Genomic DNA, 20,133 nt, shown 5'->3' with positions numbered 1-20,133 from the left:
ACGAGGCGCCCGGCCGCGCGGGGCAGCGACCGGGCGCGGAGCGTCCGCCCCGGCGAGGCCCCCGGCCCCCGGGCGCGGCCGGGGGCCTCGGCGTCAGAGTGCGATCTGCAGGCGGTTGTCGACGATCTGGCCGAAGTCGGCGTCCTCGGGGATCAGGTCCCAGTCGACCATCCAGTCGTAGGTGCGCTGGAACTCGGCGACCGGGTACGGCGCCGGTTCCGCATACCGCAGGCGGTCGCGGCGGAAGTCGGACGGATCGAGGTGCACGACCTCCTCGGGCACGTCGGCGATGAGGTAGTGCAGGTAGGGCTTCGGGTCCTCGTTGATCTTGTGCACAGCCTTGATCACCGCGCGCTGGATCGCGGTGAAGGTTTCCGGGTCCATGCCGGGGGCCGCGATCTCGGCGCCGACGTAGAACGCCTCGGCGATCAACTTGTAGCCGAGCTTCTCCGCGACGGTTATCCACGGCTCCATGACGGCGGCCGCCGCGACCTGGCCGTCGCGCAGCGCCTCGAACCGCTCCTTCGGGCCGCCGACGTGGACGATGTTGATCTCCTCCTTCCTGAGGAAGCCCTCCAGCGTCTGGATGCCGATGTAGTGGGACCCGTGGTGGAAGTTGACCCCGACGGTGCGGCCCGCCAGGTCCTGCGGGTGGTTGGCCGGGTCGTCGGGCCTGACGAAGATGGCCTGGCTGCCGATGGCTGCGCGCTTGCTGACGACCTGGCCGCCCGCTTCGCTGTCGTACGAGCGGCGGATCTGTCCCCACTCACAGGCGCGGTAGAGGGACGCGTCGCCGGCCTCGAAGGCGGAGTTGCCGCTGAACGCGGAGATCAGGGTGTGGTCCTCGACGGGCCTGAGCACCGCCTCGCGCTGCCCCTTGCGCACCAGCTCGACGTCGAGTCCCTCCTCGGCGAAGTACCCCTCGTCGCGTGCGACGAAGTAGGGCAGGGAGAAAACGGGGCTCGACGTCTCACTGACGATCTTCTTGAGTGCCATGGTGGCTGCCTTCCTGTGAACCGGTGGTCGGGTGGGGGTGTTCGCCGCCCGCGCCGTGCGGCGGGCGGGCGGCGCGCGGGTGTCAGCGCAGGACCTGCGCGACGGTGGTGTCCTTGGGCAGCGGGCCGTATTTCTTCCGCAGGCCCTGGTAGAAGCCCTGCTGGGCGAGGGCGTTGACGTAGGAGTTGTCGACGAGCGGAGTGAGGTTCTTCAACGCGGCCTGCTGTGACGCTGGTTGGTAGCGGACGTACGGCGCGAAGTCCGTCGTGTCGCACCGGCCGACGGGTGCCTGGACCGGCGGCAGGTAGGCATCGAAGCTCTTGCCGAGCGTGGCCGCGTCGTCCGGCTTCGCGGGGTCGAGGTGGAGGAAGGCGCCGAGCGTCTTCACCCCGTCGGCCTTGTGCGTCTGGTACGACCAGGCGCCCTCGGCCAGGCTCTTGAGGATCGCGGTCACCGCCTTGGGGTTCTTCTTCGCCCAGTCGGTGGAGACGACGTAGGGGCTGGGCGGTCCGAGCGCGTAGCCGAGCTGGGCCAGACCCGCCTTGTTCGCACGGAAGTTGAAGGGCGTGGAGAGCAGGCCGCTGTCGACCTTCCCGCTGCTGAGCGCGGTCAGCACGTTGGGGATCGAGCCCAGGGCCACGAACTTCACGGCATTCGGGTCGAGCCCTTTGGAGCGCAAGTACGCCTGGAGGGCGACCTGCGGGGCGCCGCCGAGCGAGGGCACGCCTACGGTCCTGCCACGGAGGCCCGCGAGTGAGGAGGTCCCCTTGCGGGCGTAGACGTAGTAGCCGTTGCTCTTGGCGACGCAGCCGATCGCGGTGACCGGCACGTGTTTGGCGTACAGGTCGAGCACGTCGCCCCCGGCCAGTTGGTCGAACGCGACGGAGCCCGCCACGAAGGCCGCCTTGAGCTGGCCCTCCGCGGAGAGCGGGGTGGTGACGGAGAGCCCGTTGCGCTGGAAGAAACCCTTCTGCACGGTGTACTGGAAGGCTCCCTGGGCCGCGGACACCGAGGCCGTGGGCACTGTCAGGGCGGTTGTCGAGCCCTTTGCGCCGGTGTGGCCCGCCGGGGCGGATCCCGAGCCGCACCCGGCGAGCAGGGCGGACAGGGCACCCGCCACGGCGAGGGCGAGGCCACGGCGGGCGCGCGGTCCGCCGGGGAGGCGGGCGGCCCGTCGGGGTGTTGCGTCGGGTGCATGGGGTTCACGCATCGGCGGTGCCTTTGCTCAGGGGTCGGCGGGGCTCGGGCGACGGCGCGGCCACCGGTTCCCGGTTCATGGTGAGTTCGGAGGCGCTGGCCCGCTCGTCACCGCTGCGCAGGCGCTGGTAGACGCGGGCGCTGAGGGCGGCGAGGTACTCGCCGTGCTGGAACTCCTCGGTGCGCGGCCGCTTCTCCTCGACCTCGAAGGTCTCCACGATACGTCCGGGCCGTTCGCTCATCACCGCTACGCGGTCGCCGAGGAAGACCGCCTCGTGAATGTCGTGGGTGACGATGACGGCTGCTGTGCCGAGGGCGTGCAAGGTCGCGGACAGTACGCGCTGGAGACGCTCGCGGGTGAGGGTGTCCACGGCACTGAACGGCTCGTCCAGCAGCAGGGCCACCGGATCGGTGGCGAGTGCGCGGGCGAGGTTGACCCGCTGCTGCATGCCGCCGGAGAGCGCCGCGGGCCTGAAGTCGTGGAAGCCGGTGAGGCCGACGAGTTCGAGAAGTTCGTCGGCGCGCGCCCGGCGCCGCGCGGCGCTCGGCCGACCGCTGTGTGCCCGCAGCCGCAGCCCGAACTCGATGTTCTTGCGCACGCTCCACCAGGGGAACAGCGAGGGCTGCTGGAACACGTACCCGGTGTCGGTGCGGCCCGCCGCGGGCGGCCGCCCCTGGAGTGTGACACTGCCCCGGTCGAGCGCGGCGAGGCCCTGGAGGGACTTGAGCAGTGTGGTCTTGCCGCAGCCGCTCGGGCCCACGACGGCCAGCACCTCGCCGCGCCCGACGGCCAGGTCCACGCCGTCGAGGACGGGCAGAGGCCCTGAGGCGGTCCCGTAGTGCGCGTACGCCCCGTAGACCTCGATGACCGGTGCTGCGGCGGCGGCCGGTTCGTCCAGTGTGTTCATGCCTGCTCCGTCCGGGCGGTACGGGTCTCGTTCATACGGCGTTCGAAGAACGCGACGAGTGCGGTGAGGACGATGCCGATCACACTGAGCGTGACCACACCGACGTAGACATCATCGGTCTTGAGGTTCTGCTGGCCGGAGATGATGAGGTAGCCGAGGCCCGAGGTGGAGCCGAACAGATCGGCGGCAACGAGTGCGATCAGGGCGCGGCCGATGGCCAGCCGCAGTCCGGTGAGGATGTGGGGCGCGGTACCGGGGAGGGTGAGGTGGCACAGCGTCTCGAAGGCGTTGGCGCGGAACGCGCGGGTCACGTCCCGCAGTCCGCCGCCGACGACGGAGGCCGCGCCCGCCTGGGTGTTGATGACGAGGGGGAAGAACCCCGAGGCGGCGACGATCGCAACCTTGGCGCTGAAGCCGAAGCCGAGGCCGACGATGACCAGCGGTGCCACCGCGATGACGGGGATGGTGTAGAGCGCGGTCACCCAGGGCCCGAGCGCGGCGGCGAGCGGGCGGCTGGTGCCGAGCAGCAGTCCGGCCGGCACCCCCACTGCCGTGGCGACCACGAGGCCGATGAGCAGTTGGGCGAGGCTGAGACCGATGTCGGGCCCGAGGGTGCCCGCGCCGAACAGGCCGGCGGCGTCCCTGGCGATCTGGACCGGGCCGACGACGGCGAGCGGGTTGGGGCTGAAGACGGTGATCGCGAGCTGCCACACCGCAAGGCCGGCCACGATGGAGACCAGGGGCAGTACCAGCCTGCGGACGCGGCTGCCCCACGATCCCCTCGGGATCTCGGCTGAAGCGGGCACGGGAAGCCTCCGTTGCTCGGGCGCTGCGGCGGACGGGTGTCGGATGCAGGGCCGGGTCCAGGGACGGACAGGTGGTCACCTGGGCCCACGGTCAGGGAAAGGGCGGGAAGGGGGCCCGGAACGGACCGGTGAAGGCGCGGCCGGGTGCCGCGCCCGGCGACCGGTGGGTGCGGCGGGGCGGCGGGGGCGGTGCGCGGGACGCGGTGGGTGCGGGCGGGGCGGTGGCCGCCGTCCGCACGAAGGCGTAAGGGCACGGAGCTGTGCCGCACGGTGAAGGGTGACTCCCGGCCGTACGACCGTCATTGAAGCGCGGTCAGTGGCGCGCGGACGCCCACGGGAGCCGTGGTGACCGGATGAGCGGGATGCCTGGAAGGTCCGGGGATCCCAGGGGGCCGCCGTGGCGGTACGGGACCGGGCCGCGGCGCGCCGACGCGCGCCGGGCGTGCGCGGTCAGCGACAGACGGCCCCGCTGTAGAGAACGAAGTCCAGGTACCGTCGCCGCACGAGAAGGTCAGCAGCCGGGTTCATGCGAATGAGTATGCGGGGCTGCCTTTCCGGGTGTCAACAGGCATCGCATTTCGTTGACATGACGCATGGGGTCCCGACTCGTGCGGCCCCGGGCGTTCCCGGCGCCCGGGTGGCTCCCCCGACTCCTCAGGGCGCCCGGTGGTCAGGGGAGCCGCCCACATCGGCCCGGGAGCGCAGCGAGGACCGGCCACCGCGGTCGGCGATCCGGCGCTGCGAGGAGGCGGGCCGCCCACCGGAGCGTTCGAGCCAGACGCAGATCAGGTCGGCCCACGCGTGCACCCGCGCCACGCCCGACACGTCGAGCGCCATCAGCCGCAGCAGCCGCTCGGTGCGCGCCCGGTTGCCGAAAGCGGCTCGGCGGGCGCCGAGCCGCCGTTCGAGCTCGGCGAGCGCGGCGCGCACCGGGCGGCGAGACACGGGCCTGCCACGGTCACGCGCCGCGAGCTGGCGCTCCATCACGGGCCCGGCGAGGGCCAGCCAGCGGTCCAGGTCGGGGACGGCGTGGCGGCGCGCCTCCGAGGCGAAGGCGTCCCAGTCGGCGCGGCCGCGCCAGCCCCGCTGGAGCGTCTGCCACAGGCGGCCCTCCCTGCGGTCGAGGCCGTGGCGCCGGCAGATGCGCCTGGCCTCCTCGCGCAGCAGGTGCTCGTCGTACCAGAGGACGGGGCGCGCGGTGTCGGCGCCGCCCTCGGCGGGCCACACCTGCCGCACGGCGGTGGCGAGCGCGGGCGATCCGTCACCGACGACCCGGGTCGGCGCCCCGGTGCGCTCGCGGTCCAACTCCTCCAGAAACGAGGCCCAGTGGGCCGCGCCCGTACCGGTCGACAGGCGGATCGCGAAGATGGCGGGGCGGCCCCTCGGCCGGTGGGTGAGAGCGACGAAGACGGAGAACGCCAGGGCGGGCGCGCCACCCCGGCCGCCGGGTCCCGGCGCGAGCAGAGGCAGCACGCCGACGAGGACCGTGTCGGGCCAGGCTTCCTGGCAGGGCGCCTGCGCCCGCCAGAGCGCCTCCGCGTAGACCTCGACCCAGTCGGAGACGAGGGTGCCGTGCCTGCGCGCCGCGTCGCCCGCGACGGCCGGCCCCCAGCGGCGGGCCGCGCGCTCGCGCACGTCGTGGCCCGCCTGGGCGTAGCTGATGCCGCGGCTGACCAGGACGAGACCCGAGGCGATGTCGTACGCCGTGAACTGGTACTTGCGCGCGGTGCGCAGCTCCTCGGCCTCCTTGGCCCGATCCTCGTTCGTCTGCCCCCCGGCAGGCTCCGCCCTCGGGTATGGGACGGTCAGCGGCGCAGAGAAGCGGTGGAACGAGGCGGTGGAGCCGGGCTTGGGCATGTTGCAGACATACAGCTGCCGTCGGCGCCCCTGCGCGCCGTACCGTCCGCCGAGGACCACCTTGCTCTGCTCGTGCCCGGGGACCGGGCACCGTGGCGGCGCCGCCGCCACGCTTGTGTCAGACGTCACCACGTCCGTGATTACAGACGCGGCCCCCACCGGTGTCAAGCCGGGCGGGCGCGCCCGGGGCCCGTGCGGGCGCGAAGCGATCGTGCGGGGGCCGACGGCCGGGGCTCCCTCAACGCCGGGGCCCACCGTGCCGTGGACGGCCGGCGCGGGGGCTCCGCCGTCAGCAGGCGCCGCACCGGAGGATCGTCTGCTGCTGGCCGCCGCCGGAAGTCACCCCGATATTGCTCCGCTGCCGGCTGCCGTCCGGACCCACCCGCCGCCCGACGATCGGCCGCTGCCATGCTGACGACACGTCAACTGCCCAGGATCACGGCCGAGGGCCCGAGGTCCGCCGCTCGCCTGGCGGCGCCGCAGACGGCCGGCTCGGTCGGCGCGCTCGGGATCACGGTCCGGATGCCTCGCCCGAGAAGGCCGCGACGATCGCATGCCGGCGGGCCGTCTGGGGAGTTCCAGCGTCAGCCCATGCCTTGCGGGCAGTCGGGGCCCGGTGAGGGATGGCAGGAGGCGGGACCGAGAATCTCGGCTCGTTCACGTACGGGCTCGCCGAACGGCAGGTCACATTTCCTTGGCGCAGAGAGACAAATCCGCATACGGGTAGGCCGTTTGATACGGCTGGATGTCGTTCTCGTGGCGCCGGCTGCCGGGGCCTGGTGCGGAGATCACCCGCTGGTGAGACTGGCTCCGCACGCGAGTGCATACGTTCCGTCACACCAGAGAGCACATCACGCCGATGCGAAGTCACTGCTGCCCCGCCCTCCGAGGAGCGCACACCGAATGCCCGGTGGGGAGGTGCGTCTCGTGGTGCGCCACGTGACACGCAAGGCGACGGGCTGGCTGCTGATGATCGTGGTGGCCACCAACGTGACGTATCTCCTCGCCAGTTTCTTTCTGGACCCCCGGTCGAACTTCAAGGACCTACGTCCCGTCCGCAGCGAGGCCCAGATCGATCGGGCTCTCGCGCCGTACAATCTGGATCCGCGCGTGCCCCTGGTGGACCGCTGGTGGGATTGGCTCACCTCCGTAGTCCTTCACTTCGACTGGGGGAGGTCACCGACCGGCGTCTCCGTCAACGGAGAGATCGGCTACCGCTCCCTGGTCAGTGCCGAGTTGGTCGTCCTTTCGCTGGTCTTCTCAGTGCTGGCCGGCGTCGCGCTGGGGGTGTACACAGCCTCACGGCAATACGGTTGGTCCGACCGCGTGTCCCAGGCCGTGTCCGTCGTGGTGTTCAACGTCCCCACCTCGGTGGCGGCACTCGCCGTCGTCTTCGTCGCCATCTGGCTGAACCAGCACGCCGGGCTGCACTTCCTCTACGTGGCCGGCGAGAACGCACCCGGTGTCCAGGGACTGTTGCCGACGGTCGGCGATCGACTCCTCCACCTGATCCTGCCGACCCTCACGCTGACACTGATGGGCTACGTCGGCTACCACCTGACGCAGCGTTCACTGCTGCTGGACACCATCAACGCGGACTTCGTGCGCACGGCGCAGGCCACCGGGCTCACCAGGAGCCAAGCCATACGCCGGCACGCCCTGCGGACCGCGCTCATCCCGACCGCGACTTCTGTGGCGTTCAGTGTGCCCGCCGTCTTCACCGGGGCCATCGTCACAGAGACGATCTTCGGCTGGAGTGGAATGGGCAGCTACTTCATCCAGACGATCAGCAAGAACGACGTCCACGGCACGGTCGCGACGGCCGCCTTCGCCGCCGCACTGACCGCGATCGGCGCGATCCTCGCGGACGTCGCCACGGTCTTCCTCGACCCGCGCGTGAGGGTGAGCTGACATGACCGCGGACATGACAGCCGACGCCTCCTACGGGGCGGCCTCGGACCGGACGCCACAGCCGTCCCGTTCCGTGCGGACCGCGGGACGGCAGCACGACGTCGCACGGTTCTACGTGCGGCGCTTCGTGCGCAACCGGCTCGCAGTAGCCGGGGCGGTGATCTTCCTGCTGCTGGTCGTGTTCAGTGCGACGGGTGACGCGTTCACCTCGTACGCCTACTCCGACACGGACTTCGCCGCACTCACGCAGCCGCCGAGTGCCGTCCACTGGTTCGGCACGAACCAGGGTGGCAACGACATCTACGCCTCGGCCGTACACGGCCTGCGACGCTCCCTGACGATCGCCGTGAGTGTGTCCGTGCTGACCCTGGCGGTGGCCGCCGTGGTGGGTTCCAGCGCGGCGTACTTCGGCGGACGGGCCGAGAAGGCGACCCTCGCCGTCATCCACTTCCTGCTGGTCGTACCCTCCTTCCTGATACTGGCCCTGGTCTCCAACCGGCTCGCGGGCGACTGGCGGGTCCTCATCGTCGTGCTGACGGTGTTCGGCTGGATGTCCACCGCGCGGATCATCTGGTCGGTGTCGACCTCCCTGCGGGAGCGGGACTTCGTGGCGGCGGCCGAGTTCATGGGTGTCAGCCCGTTGCGCATCGTCGTGCGCCACATCATTCCCAACCTCGGATCGCTTCTGATCGTCAATCTCACCCTCGGTGTCGTGACGACCGTGCTCAGCGAGACCGCCCTCTCGTTCATCGGCTTCGGCGTGCAGACGCCGGACGTCTCCCTGGGCACGATGCTGGCGGACGGGGCGAGCACCATCACGAGCGCACCGTGGCTGTTCGCCTTTCCTGCGGGCCTCGTGGTCCTGCTGACCGTGTCGATGGCACTTATCGGCGACGGGCTGCGCGACGCCCTCGACCCGCTGTCCTCGACCGGTGCGGGAGGACGACGATGAGCCCCGGGGCCGCCCTGTCCGCGGAGACACATGCCAAGGAGACAGCCGCACCGGTGCTCTCGGTGCGGGATCTGCGGATCTCGTTCCCCTCGGAGGCCGGCACGGTGGAGGCGGTGCGCGGCATCAGCTTCGACCTGCTGCCCGGGCGTACGCTCGGCATCGTCGGCGAGTCGGGGTCGGGAAAGTCGGCCACGGCCATGGGCATCATGGGTCTGCTGCCGCCGAGCGCCACGGCGGGGGGCAGCGTGCTCCTCGGCGGCCGCGACCTCGTCGGCATGGACGACCGGGCGTTGTCCAGGGTCCGCGGAAGATCCATCGGCATGGTCTTCCAGGATCCGCTGTCCTCACTGACACCCATCTTCTCCGTCGGCCGGCTGCTCAGCGACGCGCTGCGGGTCCACCAGGACCTGACGCGGCAGGCGGCCTGGGAGCGGGCCGTGGAACTGCTCGACCTGGTCGGGATTCCCGCCCCGCGCGAGCGCGCGGGAGCCTTCCCCCACGAGTTCTCGGGCGGGATGCGGCAGCGGGTCGTCATCGCCATGGCGATCGCCAACCGACCCTCCGTGCTGGTGGCGGACGAACCCACCACGGCCCTGGACGTCACGGTCCAGGCGCAGATCCTCGATGTCCTGCGGCTGGCCCAGCGGGAGACCGGTGCGGGCCTCGTCCTGATCACGCACGACCTGGGGGTGGTGGCGGGGCACGCCGACGACGTCGCGGTCATGTATGCGGGGAGATTCGTGGAACGCGCCGGTGTCGACGAGTTGTTCCACCGCCCCACCATGCCGTATACCGCGAGGCTCCTGGCCGCTGTGCCGACCGTGGACGGCGGCACTCCTCGGCCCCTGGTCCCGATCGGCGGGGAGCCCCCTGTCCTCGTGGACCTCCCGGCGGGGTGCCCGTTCGCCGCCCGCTGCGCCGTCGCCGTCGACGCGTGCGCCGACACCGAGCCCGAGCTGCGCTCCGTCCCCGGCCACGGGGAGGTGGCGTGCCTGCGCGCCGAAGCGGTGGCCGAAGGGCTGCTGGATCCGAGCGGGCCCGACGCTCCCGACGCCCCCGCCCCCGCCCCCGCTCCCGCTCCCGGCACGGGTCCCACGAGGGTGGGCGAAGTCGTGCTCCGCGTGGAGGATCTCGTCAAGACCTTTCCCGTGACGAAGGGCGGCCTCCTCAAGCGCCGGGTCGGTACGGTCCACGCCGTCAACGGGGTGGGATTCGAGCTGCGGGCCGGGGAGACACTGGGGCTCGTGGGCGAGTCGGGCAGCGGCAAGACCACCACACTGCTGGAGATACTGAGGCTCAGCCGTCCCGAGGGCGGGCGGATCGAGATCGCCGGCGTGGACGTCGGCGCGCAGGACGCCGCGGAGCGTGTGCGCGGGTTGCGCAGGGACGTGCAGATCGTCATGCAGGACCCGCTGGGCGCCCTCGACCCCCGGCTGACCGTCCGCCGGCTGCTCGCGGAACCACTACAGGCCGTCGGACAGGATCGGACCTCGATTCTCGGCCGTGTCGAGGAACTCCTGGCGCTCGTCGGCCTGGACTCCGCCGTGGGTGACCGCTTCCCGGCAGCCCTCTCCGGCGGGCAGCGTCAACGCGTCGCCATCGCCCGGGCCTTGGCGACGGAACCGAAACTGCTCGCCCTGGACGAGCCCCTTTCCGCACTGGACGTGTCCGTCCAGGCCGGGGTCATCAACCTGCTGGCGCGCCTCAAGCGCGAACTGTCGCTCGCCTACCTCGTGGTCTCCCATGACCTCGGCGTGGTCCGGCACGTGTCCGATCGCGTCGCCGTGATGTACCTCGGTCGGATTGTCGAGTCCGGCACCACGGAGAGCGTCTTCTCCGATCCCCGCCACCCGTATACCAGGGCTCTGCTGTCGGCGATTCCGCTGCCGGACCCGCGGCGGGAGCGTACGCGCGAGCGTGTCGTGCTGGAGGGCGAACAGCCGAGTGCGACCCGGCCGCCCACAGGGTGCGTCTTCGTCGACCGCTGCCCGCTGTACCGCGTGGCGGACGACGGCACACGGCGGCGGTGCCTCACGCACCGTCCGGAACAGGTCCGCGTGACGGAGCGTCCGGACCACCAGTACGCCTGTCACCTCGCCTGAGTTCCCGCGGGCTGGCCCACAGCCGTCCTGCGTCCCCCGCCCTCCCTCACATCCTCGTCCCCACTCCCCGCTTCCAAAGGATCCCGTCCGCCATGCGCGCAAGACTGACTCTGTCCGTCACCCTCGTCGCCGCCCTCTCCGTCGCCGCCATCGCTTGCCAGGGCAATCCCGGGAAGGGGGCATCGAGCCCCGGCGGGAAGGGCGCGCCGAGGGCGGCCTCCGCAGCGGTCGACTACAACCCGCAGCCCTACGACAACATCAAGGACGGCGGTACCTTCACGACGGCCGGCACGTTCGACGACCAGGGCAACCCGTTCAACGTCAACTCCACACTGACCGCGTCGCGGATATGGGCCTGGTACAACGCCGACGCCATCACGTACTCGCCCACCGGCGCCGTGCAGTACAACCCGGACTACTACAGCGACGTGAAGGTCGAGGTCGTCGGCGGCAACCAACGGGTCATCCTGACCATCAACCCGAAGGCGACCTTCAATGACGGAACACCGATCGACTGGACGGCCATCCGGGCCACCTGGAAGGCGAACAACGGATCAGACAAGGCGTTCGACACCTCGTCCACAGACGGCTACGACCAGATCACCTCGGTCGAAAAGGGCGCGAACGCCAAACAGGCGATCATCGACTTCAAGGGCGTCAACGCGTCCTGGTCGACCTTGTTCACCACCTTCCTCCATCCGAAGGCCGCAACCGTCGACAACTTCAACAAGGCGTACGTGAAGAAGCCTCACCCCGAATGGGGCGCCGGCCCGTACACGGTCTCCAAGTGGGACACGCACTCCGGCGACATCACCTTCGTACGCAACCCGAAGTGGTGGGGCAGGAAGGGCAAGCTCGACAAGCGCGTCTATGTCAATCTCGAGTCCACCGCGGCCACGAATGCCTTCAAGAACGGCCAACTCGACTACACCTCCGCCGTCGACGCCGAGAGCCTCAAGCAGTTGAAGGGCATCAAGGGGACCGAGATCCGCAGCGGCGGCAGCCCCTTCGAGTACTCCCTCTACTTCAACACGAAGTCCCCGGTCCTCTCGGACCCCGACGTCCGCCACGCCATCGAGGAGAGCGTCGACCGCTCCCAGATAGCGAACATCCAGTTCCAGGGCCTCGACTACAAGGAGCCCCTCCCCGGTTCCGCCGTGCTCTACAGCTTCCAGAAGGGCTACCAGGACAACCTGTCGGCCGTGGTGAAGTACGCACCAGACGCAGCCGGAAAGCTGCTCGACGCGGACGGCTGGAAGCCCGGCCCGGACGGCATCAGGGCCAAGAACGGCAAGCGGCTCGAAGTCGGCTACACCCTCCTGGGCGACGAGCCGCTGAGCAAGGCGACCGCCGGAGCCTTCGCCGCCATGCTGAAGCCCATCGGCGTGCGGCTTGTCATCAAGAAGGCCGACGAGGCGGACTTCTCCAAGATCCTGAGCGACCGCCGGTTCGACCTCTTCCTCTCCGGCAACCGCTCCATGGATCCCTTCGGCGCCCGCTACCTGTGCGACTTCTACTGCTCGGACCGCGCCTCCAACATCACCGGCGCCGGCACTCCCGCGCTGGACGAGCAGATTCACGCCACCACTCGGATCGCCGACCTTGACCAGCAGATCGCCGCCACCGACAAAGTCGAGCGCGCGGCCCTGCGGCAGTACGCCTTCCTCCCTCTGTACAGCGGCCCCTCCACCTATGCCGTGAAGAAGGGCCTCGCGAACGTCGGGGCGACGATCTTCTACAACCCGCTGCCCGAGACGGTCGGCTGGCAGAAGTAGCACCCACCAGAGTGGCCGCGGGGTCCGCGCCGAGCGGACCGGACCCCGCGCACGCAAGGCCGAACGCGGCGCACGGGCGAGTGCCGCCGCATGCAGTGACCGCGTGGCGCGCGGCGGCGGGCCCTCACCAGTACACAGCCCACCCCTCAATCCCCCCTCGTGCGGGGGGTTCGCCGCCGGCTCCGCTCAAGGCGCGCAGCTTCTTGAAGAACGCGTCGCGCTGATTCTCGACATCGGCCGACGACACGCGCGATCTCCACGCACCTGCGTTCCGTCGCCTCCTCATACGGCCGACGCCTTCCGAGCAGTCCTCGACCGCGGGCTTCGCCCTGGGCCCCGTCCCCTGAGCCCACACGGCCAGGAGTCTTCCAGGGGTTTACGGCGGCTGCCTGCTCCCACTGGGCGGCGCCCGGCTCGGTCTCGAAGGAGAAACCTGGCCCCGGCCGCCTCAGGGAGCGTCCAACAGACGACACCCCCCTTCCCCCCGGCCGACTACGCAGGAGCGGGCCTCCAAGGGCTTCCCTCACGCGTCCGAAAGGCCACGCCGACCGATTACCCCTCCGGCATCTCCTCCGACGGGTTGAGAGGTCAGACCGGCGGGGCCGCCGAGCGGGCGTCGTAGGCGGCGCGGGCAGCACCGATGTGCGACAGGTGCGCGATGCTCCACTCCAGTAGGGGCGCGGTGGCCACGCGCAACGCCCTGCCCATCGACGTCAGCTCGTAGCTGACGTGCGCCGGCATGACACTGCGCACAGTCCGCGTGAGGATCCCGTCCCGTTCCAGATCGCGCAGAGTCACGGTGAGCATGCGCTGACTGATCCCATCGACGCCACGCTTGAGCTCGCTGATCTCGTGTACGTCGACGCGATGGTCCCGCAGCACGGCGAGACCGCCGTCGACGTGCAGCCCGTCACCCAGAACCTGCTCGACCTGGCCGCGAAGTCGGAGACTCCCTGGCGCATTCCGCCATTGCCGGAACTTCCGGCACCTCGGGGGCTGTTCGGGGTCACTGATCCTGCGGACGTCGCCTGGCTCCGCTCGATGAACTCCGACCACCCGGCCCGCAGCCTGCAACAGCCGGCCGCCCTTGACAGCCCCGCCGCGCAGGCGATTTCGCGCACGCACATCCACTGTGTCGGCGGCCAGCCGGAAGGCATCGTGCGACGTCCCGTCCCGGCAACACAGCCAGATGGATCTCCCTCACGGATCCGGGAACTGCCGACCGGGCACGACTGCATGATCACCATGCCGATGGAACTGACGGAACTCCTGCTCGAAGTCCAAGATCACCGCTCTGCTGCGTGAGCGCACCGCCGCACCCACCTCGGCACGACGAACCCTGCGCCCAACTGCCCGGTGCGACGGTGCAACCATCACGTGACGTCCGCCCCCGCCCGAGCCGTGGCCACCCCACCGTCAGCGCCAGTACTCCGCCTGCCACCGAGAGCTCCTGAAAAAGCTTTCGCTGCCCCGCAACCACAGCCGCAGCCACAGCCACTGCCACAGCCACAAGGAGCTCAGCTCTCGCGGCGGCAGGCCATCCAGGTTCGACGGGGAGGACCGCAAAGCTCGCCACGTGGTCGAGTGCGGCATCAATCAACTCATGGGAACCGAGCCCGGCAACACGCAACGGCAAGCCTTTCACCCGCTATGAGGCGATCGTCCTCGGCGTGGCTGTCAACGAGTGGCCGTGACCAGCACGCTCAATCCACGCCCTGCTTGGGGGGCGACTCGCCGGCGAGCTGAATGTTGCGGTCGATCTCCGCCATGTGTGTCTCGGCCCAGACCCGCAGGGCGGAGAGCGGCACTTCGAGGGACAGGCCGAGCCCGGTGACCTGGTAGTGGACGGCCGGTGGCACGGTGTGTTCCACGCGGCGCGCGACCAGACCGTCACGGACCAGGCTCCGCAGGGTGACGGACAGCATCTTCTGTGAGATGCCCGGGACACGGCGCCGCAGTTCCGCGAAGCGGAGCTCGCCTGGAGCCGCCTCGGCCAGCACCTTGACCACCATCGATGTCCACTTGGTGCCGATCCGGTCGAGCAACTGACGGGTCGGGCAGCGCGGATCCAGCAGATCACCACGCTCACCGGGCCGCCCGCCGGGTTCGCCGGCGTTCGATGTGGTCACCCGGAGCTCACCACCTGAAAGGAAAGTGCCGTCTTGGGTGGACCACCCTAGTTCCCTAGCGTGACCAGGTCACCAGTACTCACCGCATACCTGGAGCCCCTCCATGCCCGAGCTGCGACGCATCCTCGCCAACGGTGTCGAACTGAATGTCGCCCTCGCCGGATCCGGACCGGCCGTCCTGCTGCTGCACGGCTTCCCCCACACCTGGGAGCTGTGGACGGATGTCATGGCCGATCTGTCCGGCCGCTACCGCCTCATCGCGCCAGACCTGCGCGGGTTCGGCGCGAGCAGCCGGGCCGCCTCCGGGTACGACGCGGGCACCCTGGCCGAGGACGCCGCGGCGCTTCTCACCACGCTCGGCGTGTCCTCGGCGGCGGTGCTGGGCATCGACGCGGGCACCGCGCCGGCCTTCCTCCTCGCTCTGCGCCGCCCCGGTCTCGTCAGGCGTCTGGTCGTCATGGAGTCCGTTCTGGGCAGGCTGCCCGGCGCCGAGGACTTCCTCGCCGACGGGCCGCCGTGGTGGTTCGGCTTTCATTCGGCCGCGCCCGGCCTCGCCGAGACGGTGCTGGAGGGCCACGAGGCCGCCTACGTCGACTGGTTTCTGCGCGCCGGTACGCTGGGCGACGGGGTACGCCCCGCTCTCCGGGACGCCTTCGTCCGTGCATACACCGGCCGCCAGGCGTTGAGCTGCGCGTTCTCGTACTACCGGGCCATGCCGGAGAGTGCGGACCAGATCGAGCAAGCGGTCGCAACTGCCCGCCTCACGGTGCCCACCATGGCGCTGGGCGCCCGGCCTGTCGGTGCCGCGCTGGAACGACAACTCCGCCCGCTCACTGACGATCTCATCGGACACGTTGTCGAAGACTGTGGCCACATCATCCCGCTGCACCGGCCGCGTGCCCTGCTCGCGCTGCTGCATCCGTTCCTGGCCGGTGAGGACGCGAAAACAGCGTGACCAGGGCGGGGACTGACATTCGATACACGCCGTTGTGGGGTTGACCTCGACGGCTCTTTCGCTGCCGCACCGCGCCGGACCGGGCCCGGCCCCTCCCCGCTGCGGCTTCCTCCGAGCCCGGGGAGAGATCGCGCCTCAGGCCGGTCGGCCTCCGGCACGCTCCCACTGCGCGTCGCTCCACTCGACGTATTCGAGCTGGACGCCGCCAGGCAGCTTGGCCGTCAGGTTCCTTCCCGTGGGCACGGCCTGGGGGCCGCGCACGATCCCTGCTCCCGCCTGAAGGAGGCGTTCCAGGCACTCATCGAGGTCGTCCACGATCAGCGTCGCCGCCGTCGCCCTGTACGGCTCCAGAGCCCGCTCGTCGCCCCCCACCGCCAGGACCCGGCCGACAGCCGCCAGCTCCAGGCCGTTCGGCATCGTGAAGCGGCTGGTGACCGGCTCGCCGGCCAGGCCGCCGAGCTGCGGCAGCGCCGCGTCCAAGTCGGCGACGTAAACCCGAGCATAGGTACGAAGGATGCGCATGCCTCGCACCAAGGAGTGACGAGTCCGCTTCTATTCCCGTCGCCACTCGCGGCGAACGCCCAAGCCTGCAGTGGACCTTCCTCACCCCCGGACCCTCCGACGATTCCCGGCGGCCGTTCCCACCCGGGAGGACGGCTCCCACCAGCGCGCCCACTCGCGCCACATGGTCCTGAAATCGGGTCCCAGGACACGGTCCGCGGGGCGGGGCCCGGCGCACCGGAGCCGGTGCCGGCGGTCGCCGTGCGGCCGCCGGCCGTGAAGACCGACGGGCAACCGGGCGAAAGCGGCCCGCCCGCCGATCAGGCCCCCGACGAGTCACAGGGAGGGACGGAGTTCCCCCTCACCAGTTCCAGGGCACCCAGCGACCCCGCGCGCCCCGACTGCCCTCTCCTGCGGGCTGAGCCCCTCCACGGCAAGGTGGAAGAGGCGGGTGGCTTGGGTACCGGGGTCCTTGAGGTGCTCCGTGGCCAGGGCGATGCCGACAGCGAGGGTCAGCAGGTCGTGGAAGGTGGTGTGTGGCGCAACCGCCCCGTCGCGCTTCGCTCGCCGGAGCAGGGGGGTGGCGGCCGCTTCCATCCTCCCGCCGCAGCTGCTCGGAGAGGAATCCTCCGCTGGGGGCTCATAGCCGACGACATGCGCGAATCCGCGGGCGGAGACGGCGTAGACGACGAGGGCGTGGAGCCACTCCAGGAGCGCGGCCCGGCCGTCGTCGGCCGCACTCAACCTGCGGGCGTGCTCGCACAGGCCCTCGACACGCTCCCTGAACACGGCTTCGAGAAGGGCGCGGCGAGTAGGGAAGTGGCGGCGCACGGTCGCCGAACCGACGCCCGCCACGCGGGCGATCTGCTCCTGGGACGCCTCGGCACCGTGCGCGGCGACCTCGGCCTCGGCGACGGCGAGGATGCGCTGATAGTTGCGACGGGCGTCCGAGCGCTGACCGGTCATCATCTCCCCATTGCTAAACGGCGGCCCCCGCCATATCTTAGCGGCAGCTTAAATGGCGGGCCCCGCCATTTTCATGACCCGGTATACGAGGAGCGTCAGACCATGCCCAGTACCAGAGATGTCGTCCTGGTCACCGGCGCCACCGGCCAGCAGGGCGGCGCCGCGGCTCGCGCGCTTCTGGCCACCGAGGTGCCCGTGCGTGCGCTCGTACGCGATCCCCGATCAAAGCCCGCCCGGGCGATCGAGGCCCTGGGCGCCGAGTTGGTGCGGGCGGACCTCTGCGACCGGGACTCCCTCGCCCCGGCGGTCGAGGGAGTCCGCGGGGTCTTCTCGGTGCAGATGCCGCCCATGACCGCCACCGGCGTGGACTTCGGAAGCGAACTCGCCCAGGCCGCCAACCTGGTGGCCGCGGCGAGAGCCGCAGGGGTGCGGCACTTCGTGCAGTCGTCGACCAGCGGTGTCGGCGAACACACCAGGGCGGCCGGTTGGGCCGAGGGCCGCTGGGCGGCCATGGCAAACTACTTCCACACCAAACAGGCGATCATGGACGCGGTGCGTGGTGCGGGTTTTGCCCGCTGGACGGTGATCAAGCCCGCCTTCTTCATGGAGAACCTGCCGCTGCTGGCACCCAAGGGGCCACGCGGTGGACTGTTGACGGTCCTGAAGCCGGACACCACACTGGCCCTGGTGGCCGTACAGGACATCGGCACGGCCGCGGCACATGCTCTCCAGGACCCCGACCGGTTCCACCGCGTCGAACTGGAACTGGCAGGCGACCTGCGCACGATGGAGCAGATCGCGCGGACCCTGTCCGCCGCCTGGGGCGTGCCCGTGACCGCGCCCTCCATGAACGTGGAGGAGGCCATCGAGGCAGGCATGCCCTCGTGGGGGGCCGGACACGAGTGGAACAACACGGTCCTCCAGCCCGCCCGGCCGGAGTTCGCCCGCAGGCTGGGCATCCCGCTCGTCACATTCGCCGAATGGGCCCACGGTGAGCTGACGCCTGTTTCCGATGAGACCGTGGAACGAGGTTCGGCGTCGAGCCGTCCCTGAGCACGGCGGACGGCACGGAGCGACGAGCTTCACGGGGCCCTGCCTGGCGACGACTCGACGAGCCGGATCTGCATCCCGGGTAACGGCCGCTCCGACCGCTCACACGAGGCGCCGGGATTCCGCACCTGCTGATCGAGGTGGCAAGGACCAGGGTCCGTCCCCGCGTGCGCGGAGAGCAGACTGGTCGACCTGGGGCTTTGTCAGAGCGGAGCCCCATTCTGAAGCACTTTCGCCGATCGCGACAAAATCCCCATGAACCTCAAATAACCACCGCTTCAAGATTGGCATCGCGGTGAATCCTGCGGAGCCCGGAGCCGGCTGTAGCGACCGGATTCGATGCGGCGTCGGCTGCGCCCGGTCGAGCACGCGCAAGGGCGGGCAGACGCTAGAGGTCAGGGGAGTTGCCAGTCGACCGGCTGAGCCCCTTGCTGCGCGAGCAGATCGTTGGCCCTGCTGAAAGGCCGAGAGCCGAAGAAGCCCCGGTCCGCGGATCGCGGCGACGGGTGAGCCGACTCGATGACGGGGTAGCGGCCCAAGTGAGTCCGCAGGCTCCGCGCATCGTTGCCCCAGAGAATCGACACGAGCGGCTTGTCCCTCGCCACGAGAGCGTGGATCGCCTGCTCTGTCACCGCCTCCCACCCCTTGCCGCGGTGCGATCCCGACTGACGAGGCGTCGTCGTCAGGACCCTGTTCAAGAGGAGAACACCCTGTCGCGTCCAGGGCGTCAGGTCGCCGTTGGAGGGCCTGGGCGTACCGATGTCACGGTGCATCTCCAGGAAGATGTTCTCCAGGCTGCCGGGGACGTTCCGCACGTCGGGGGCCACGGCGAAGCTGAGTCCGATGGGCATTCCCGGGGTGGGATAGGGGTCCTGTCCCACGATCAGGACCCGGACGTCCTCGAAGGGCTGCTGGAACGCACGCAGAACGTTCGGCCCGGCCGGAAGGTACGTTCGGCCCGCCGCGATCTCGGCCCGGAGGAAGTCCCCCATCGCACCGACGCGTTCGGCTACCGGCTCAAGGGCCTTCGCCCACCCGGGTTCGACAAGCTCATGCAAAGGTCGTGGCGCCACGGCCGATCACTCTACTGGGTGAGCAAGAACGCCGGCCCTCCCGGAGAGGGGTGGCCTCGAAGGCGCTAACCTTCCTCGTCGTCGAGATCATCGAGCTGCTCGAGCAGAGTTCGCAGCCGCTCAGGAGGAACGAGAGGAGCCCGTCGCACCCAGTGATCGATCCACTCACTCGCCGTCGTCACACCGGGTCACCCTCTCGCCCGCGATGCCGGCATCTCGGAACTCCCGCACACGCGGTCGGACTGAGCTTCTCCGTCGCGCCGGACGTGCGCCCGCTGCCCGGCAGCCTCGAGAACATCTTCCGCGAGCTGCACGGCGACCTGGGCCTGCCCCGTCCTTCGAACGGCGACCTCACGCCGTGGACCCGGCAGGGCGTGCTGCTGCTGAACAGGGCCCTGACGACCGCCCCCCGCAAGCCCGCGGCGCACCGCGGCAAGGGCTGGGAGGAGGTCACCGAGCAGGCGATCCGCGCCCTCGCGGCGCGCGGGACGCCCCTGGTGTCCATCCTGTGGGGCCGCGACGCGCGCAATCTGCGCCCGCTGCTCGGCGACTACCCGGCGATCGAGTCCGCCCACCCGTCGCCGATGTCGGCCGACCGCGGCTTCTTCGGCTCGCGCCCCTTCAGTCGCGCCAACGACCTGCTGGCCCGCCAGGGCGCGGAGCCGGTGGACTGGCGGCTGCCGTGAGCCTGGTGCTCGGGGTCGACTCCGGCGGCTCGGGGCTCAGGATCGCGCTCGGCGCGACGACGGGCGCCCGGGACGTGGTGACCGTCGGCGTCGTACGTACGTCCGAGCCGGTGCGCACCGGCCCCCGGGGCATCGACGCGGACCATCTGCTGGCGCAGGTCGTGCCCGCGGCCCGCAGCCTCCTGGCGGGGGCCGCGGCGCGGCCGAGGACGGGGACGGAGGCGGGTTCGCACGCTCCGGGACGGGCCGACGGCGCGGGCGGGCCGGGC

15 protein-coding genes and 4 pseudogenes are annotated in these 20,133 nt (G+C 70.6%); 9 read left to right on the top strand and 10 right to left on the bottom strand.

What is annotated here, in order from left to right; translation table 11 throughout:
* Window positions 1-93: 93 nt before the first annotated feature.
* The 5 genes from L1885_RS08510 to L1885_RS08490 form a co-directional block, all read right to left on the bottom strand.
* Window positions 94-996: an ABC transporter substrate-binding protein gene (locus tag L1885_RS08510; RefSeq protein ID WP_235796400.1), complete on the bottom strand. Its 903-nt coding sequence runs from the start codon at window positions 994-996 to the stop codon at window positions 94-96.
* Window positions 997-1,078: 82 nt separating this feature from the next.
* A complete protein-coding gene (locus L1885_RS08505; protein ID WP_235796399.1) occupies window positions 1,079-2,005 on the bottom strand; it encodes an ABC transporter substrate-binding protein in 927 nt (308 codons plus the stop codon).
* Window positions 2,006-2,198: 193 nt separating this feature from the next.
* Complete coding sequence (locus L1885_RS08500; protein WP_235796398.1) at window positions 2,199-3,101, bottom strand: ABC transporter ATP-binding protein; 903 nt, start codon at window positions 3,099-3,101, stop codon at window positions 2,199-2,201.
* The gene (locus L1885_RS08495; protein ID WP_235796397.1) at window positions 3,098-3,907 is read right to left on the bottom strand and encodes an ABC transporter permease; all 810 of its coding nucleotides are present in this window, start codon (window positions 3,905-3,907) and stop codon (window positions 3,098-3,100) included. Before L1885_RS08495 ends, L1885_RS08500 begins: the two co-directional genes overlap by 4 nt.
* A gap of 654 nt (window positions 3,908-4,561) precedes the next feature.
* On the bottom strand, window positions 4,562-5,764 hold the full coding sequence (locus L1885_RS08490) for a hypothetical protein (protein ID WP_235796396.1): 1,203 nt from the start codon (window positions 5,762-5,764) through the stop codon (window positions 4,562-4,564).
* A 927-nt stretch (window positions 5,765-6,691) separates the two neighbouring features.
* On the opposite strand from L1885_RS08490, the gene L1885_RS08485 reads away from it, so the two are divergent.
* From L1885_RS08485 to L1885_RS08470, 4 genes are all read left to right on the top strand, one after another.
* On the top strand, window positions 6,692-7,675 hold the full coding sequence (locus L1885_RS08485; RefSeq protein ID WP_308117293.1) for an ABC transporter permease: 984 nt from the start codon (window positions 6,692-6,694) through the stop codon (window positions 7,673-7,675).
* A gap of 1 nt (window position 7,676) precedes the next feature.
* The gene (locus tag L1885_RS08480; protein ID WP_235796394.1) at window positions 7,677-8,627 is read left to right on the top strand and encodes an ABC transporter permease; all 951 of its coding nucleotides are present in this window, start codon (window positions 7,677-7,679) and stop codon (window positions 8,625-8,627) included.
* The gene (locus tag L1885_RS08475) at window positions 8,624-10,729 is read left to right on the top strand and encodes a dipeptide ABC transporter ATP-binding protein (protein ID WP_235796393.1); all 2,106 of its coding nucleotides are present in this window, start codon (window positions 8,624-8,626) and stop codon (window positions 10,727-10,729) included. Before L1885_RS08480 ends, L1885_RS08475 begins: the two co-directional genes overlap by 4 nt.
* Before the next feature lie 92 nt (window positions 10,730-10,821).
* A complete protein-coding gene (locus L1885_RS08470; RefSeq protein WP_235796392.1) occupies window positions 10,822-12,504 on the top strand; it encodes an ABC transporter family substrate-binding protein in 1,683 nt (560 codons plus the stop codon).
* A 588-nt stretch (window positions 12,505-13,092) separates the two neighbouring features.
* Here the strand turns inward: L1885_RS08470 and L1885_RS08465 are convergent.
* Window positions 13,093-13,350: pseudogene (locus L1885_RS08465) on the bottom strand (winged helix-turn-helix transcriptional regulator); the annotation flags it as partial.
* Here L1885_RS08465 and L1885_RS08460 point away from each other — a divergent pair.
* A pseudogene (locus L1885_RS08460) lies at window positions 13,345-13,809 on the top strand (alpha/beta hydrolase); the annotation flags it as partial. The pseudogenes L1885_RS08465 and L1885_RS08460 sit on opposite strands and share 6 nt — an antisense overlap.
* 398 nt (window positions 13,810-14,207) lie before the next feature.
* Here the strand turns inward: L1885_RS08460 and L1885_RS08455 are convergent.
* Entirely contained in the window at window positions 14,208-14,633 is a 426-nt protein-coding gene (locus L1885_RS08455) for a winged helix-turn-helix transcriptional regulator (RefSeq protein WP_235796391.1), read from the bottom strand.
* Between the two features lie 103 nt (window positions 14,634-14,736).
* Between L1885_RS08455 and L1885_RS08450 the strand changes: the two genes are divergently transcribed.
* The gene (locus tag L1885_RS08450) at window positions 14,737-15,588 is read left to right on the top strand and encodes an alpha/beta fold hydrolase (RefSeq protein ID WP_235796390.1); all 852 of its coding nucleotides are present in this window, start codon (window positions 14,737-14,739) and stop codon (window positions 15,586-15,588) included.
* Window positions 15,589-15,723: 135 nt separating this feature from the next.
* Here the strand turns inward: L1885_RS08450 and L1885_RS08445 are convergent, their stop codons facing one another.
* Window positions 15,724-16,110: a VOC family protein gene (locus L1885_RS08445; RefSeq protein ID WP_235796389.1), complete on the bottom strand. Its 387-nt coding sequence runs from the start codon at window positions 16,108-16,110 to the stop codon at window positions 15,724-15,726.
* Between the two features lie 315 nt (window positions 16,111-16,425).
* A complete protein-coding gene (locus tag L1885_RS08440) occupies window positions 16,426-17,055 on the bottom strand; it encodes a TetR/AcrR family transcriptional regulator (protein WP_235796401.1) in 630 nt (209 codons plus the stop codon).
* A 102-nt stretch (window positions 17,056-17,157) separates the two neighbouring features.
* On the opposite strand from L1885_RS08440, the gene L1885_RS08435 reads away from it, so the two are divergent.
* Window positions 17,158-18,108 (top strand): NmrA family NAD(P)-binding protein, encoded by a 951-nt coding sequence (locus tag L1885_RS08435; RefSeq protein ID WP_235796388.1) that lies wholly within the window; start codon window positions 17,158-17,160, stop codon window positions 18,106-18,108.
* A 392-nt stretch (window positions 18,109-18,500) separates the two neighbouring features.
* Here L1885_RS08435 and L1885_RS08430 read toward each other — a convergent pair whose 3' ends face one another.
* The gene (locus L1885_RS08430) at window positions 18,501-19,178 is read right to left on the bottom strand and encodes a uracil-DNA glycosylase (protein ID WP_235796387.1); all 678 of its coding nucleotides are present in this window, start codon (window positions 19,176-19,178) and stop codon (window positions 18,501-18,503) included.
* A 221-nt stretch (window positions 19,179-19,399) separates the two neighbouring features.
* Here L1885_RS08430 and L1885_RS08425 point away from each other — a divergent pair.
* Together L1885_RS08425 and L1885_RS08420 are read left to right on the top strand one after the other, a co-directional pair.
* Window positions 19,400-19,864, top strand: a pseudogene (locus tag L1885_RS08425) (uracil-DNA glycosylase); the annotation flags it as partial.
* Window positions 19,861-20,133, top strand: a pseudogene (locus tag L1885_RS08420) (ATPase); the annotation flags it as partial. The pseudogenes L1885_RS08425 and L1885_RS08420, both read left to right, overlap by 4 nt.

Source organism: Streptomyces fuscigenes, from assembly GCF_021556455.1.
Classification (GTDB): Bacteria; Actinomycetota; Actinomycetes; order Streptomycetales; family Streptomycetaceae; genus Streptomyces; species Streptomyces fuscigenes.
Note: the sequence above shows the minus strand (reverse complement) of the source record. Positions and strands in the feature narration are given on the sequence as shown.

What these genes read in the sequence shown, in the direction of transcription:
- L1885_RS08510 (WP_235796400.1), bottom strand. Translation starts at nt 996, where the DNA reads ATGGCACTCAAGAAGATCGTCAGTGAGACGTCGAGCCCCGTTTTCTCC.
- L1885_RS08440 (WP_235796401.1), bottom strand. Translation starts at nt 17,055, where the DNA reads ATGACCGGTCAGCGCTCGGACGCCCGTCGCAACTATCAGCGCATCCTC.
- L1885_RS08435 (WP_235796388.1), top strand. Translation starts at nt 17,158, where the DNA reads ATGCCCAGTACCAGAGATGTCGTCCTGGTCACCGGCGCCACCGGCCAG.
- L1885_RS08450 (WP_235796390.1), top strand. Translation starts at nt 14,737, where the DNA reads ATGCCCGAGCTGCGACGCATCCTCGCCAACGGTGTCGAACTGAATGTC.
- L1885_RS08500 (WP_235796398.1), bottom strand. Translation starts at nt 3,101, where the DNA reads ATGAACACACTGGACGAACCGGCCGCCGCCGCAGCACCGGTCATCGAG.
- L1885_RS08470 (WP_235796392.1), top strand. Translation starts at nt 10,822, where the DNA reads ATGCGCGCAAGACTGACTCTGTCCGTCACCCTCGTCGCCGCCCTCTCC.
- L1885_RS08480 (WP_235796394.1), top strand. Translation starts at nt 7,677, where the DNA reads ATGACCGCGGACATGACAGCCGACGCCTCCTACGGGGCGGCCTCGGAC.
- L1885_RS08490 (WP_235796396.1), bottom strand. Translation starts at nt 5,764, where the DNA reads ATGCCCAAGCCCGGCTCCACCGCCTCGTTCCACCGCTTCTCTGCGCCG.
- L1885_RS08445 (WP_235796389.1), bottom strand. Translation starts at nt 16,110, where the DNA reads ATGCGCATCCTTCGTACCTATGCTCGGGTTTACGTCGCCGACTTGGAC.
- L1885_RS08475 (WP_235796393.1), top strand. Translation starts at nt 8,624, where the DNA reads ATGAGCCCCGGGGCCGCCCTGTCCGCGGAGACACATGCCAAGGAGACA.